2 protein-coding genes are annotated in these 2,025 nt (G+C 64.2%); both read left to right on the forward strand.

The features are described 5' to 3' along the window. Positions 1-981, forward strand: a 981-nt coding sequence (locus tag MUO23_01070; GenBank protein ID MCJ7511542.1) for a hypothetical protein, incomplete at its 5' end; no start/stop codon positions are given. 126 nt (positions 982-1,107) lie between these two features. Beyond that, positions 1,108-2,025 (forward strand): glycosyltransferase family 2 protein (locus MUO23_01075; GenBank protein ID MCJ7511543.1); only part of this gene is annotated, 918 nt, incomplete at its 3' end.

Genomic DNA, 2,025 nt, shown 5'->3' on the forward strand with positions numbered 1-2,025 from the left:
AGCGTCCAAGGGGGAGTCGAGTGGGGCGCGCATGGACTGGCCTATCCACTCAATGTTCCCCTCCAGATCGGGCTCTTCCGGCTGGTGACAGAAGACTGGATTCCGATTTCGAAAGTTCTTTTCCCGCTCTACTATGGCTCCTTGCTGGTGGGGATCGCCGACTTCCTCTTGCGCGGCGGGTATCGGAGACTACATGTGCTCCTGGCCGTAGCTCTGCTGGCGGTTGTGCCCCTCGTCCAATTCCACGGCATCCTGGCCCTTGCCAACCTGCCGCTCTCGGTCTACCTCGTGCTGGGGTCCTTGCTTGCGGTGGAGGCCATCGGGGGTAGTTCGCCCGGAATGTACGCGCTTTCAGGGATGATGTTCGCTCTGGGTGCATGGACGCGAGCCGAAGCGGTGATCTACGCCGCCAGCTTGATCGCGATCCTGGCTGTGCTGGGTCGGGTGTATTCGGCGGACAGGCGGCGGTTTCTCCTGGTGTGGATCACCCCGCTGCTGGTCGTGTCCTGCCTGTGGCTGGGTTTCGCCCACGGCAGTGTGGCCAGCAGCCACCTCGGGGAAGCCGTGGGCGTCTTCTCAGAGTCGGTCGAGGCGGACCGCGTGGGTCTTGGCCCCTTCGGGACACTGTTGGCGGCGTTCTCGGCCACCGCCCTCCACAAGGAACGGTGGGGCGCGCTGCTGCCTGCGCTCGGAATCCTCGCCCTGTTGGGGCTGGTCGGAGGCCGGCGGAAAGGCGGAGCAGACCGCGGTTGGCTGCTGGTTGCCGGGCTGGCCCTGACGCTGGAAGTCGTGGCGATCTTCTTCATTCGGTCCTACAGCCGAGCCGATTTCACGATCCTGGTGAGCCGGGCCATCCACCGCCATCTGATGCCGGCCTTCCTTCTTCTCTTCGTCGGGGTCGGAATGACCGCCCTGCCGCGAGACACTGATGTTGCAGCTGGCATGGCCAGGCCGGCCGGCACGGCCGACGGAGGCAGCTGACGCAGGTCGGCACCGCCAGACCATGGACCAGCGCATGGAAGCAACCAGCCCTCCCCTCCGGAACGACCGGCGGGGCCTCAAGGCAAGTGCACGGCCAGGCTGTCGCCAAGTGAACCGAGGTCGCCCATGACCAAGCTCGTCATCCAGGTCCCATGCTTCAATGAAGAGGACACCCTGCCGCGCACGCTGGAGGATCTTCCCGGCAGGGTGGATGGCTGCGATCAGGTTGAAGTCCTGATCGTCGATGACGGCAGCACCGACCGGACGGTCGAAGTCGCCCGCAACGCCGGCGTGCAGCACATTCTCCAGCTGCCGCGCAATCGCGGCCTGGCGGGTGCCTTCGCCTCGGGATTGAATCGGGCGCTCGAGCTGGGAGCGGATGTGATCGTCAATACAGACGGCGATCATCAGTACCAGGGGAGGTATATCCCCAATCTGGTGCAGCCCATCCTCGACGGCCGAGCCGACGTCGTCGTCGGCGACCGGAGGATCGGACAGCGGAAAGGCTACCCGCGCTTCAAGCGTTGGCTGCAGCAGACCGGGAGCAGAGTGGTGGGGTGGACCTCCGGATTGGATGTGCCGGACGCGACCAGCGGCTTCCGAGCGTTCAGCCGGGAGGCCGCCCTCAGGGTTGTGATTCACACCGGTTATACCTACACGGCGGAAACGCTGATCCAGGCCGGCAAGACCGGCCTGGCGGTGGCGTTCGTCCCGATCGAAATCAACGAACAGTTGCGCGAATCGCGGTTGATCAAGAGCGTACCGGGCTTTGTTGTCAAGTCGGCGGCGGCGATCCTGCGCATCTTCCTGATGTATGAGGCGCTGCGGGTGTTTGTCATCATGGGGTCGTTGATGATCGGCGGTGGGCTGCTCCTGGCGGGGAGATACGTCTACTTCTTTGCAGTTGGTGAAGGGCAGGGGCACGTCCAGTCACTGATCCTGGCCACGATCCTGATCCTGATGGGCTTCCTCTCCTTCATGCTGGGGATGCTCGCCGATCTGATCGCCAAGAACCGGCGCCTGAATGAGGAGACCTTGTACCGG

This window comes from Anaerolineales bacterium (genome assembly GCA_022866145.1).
GTDB lineage: Bacteria > Chloroflexota > Anaerolineae > Anaerolineales > E44-bin32 > PFL42.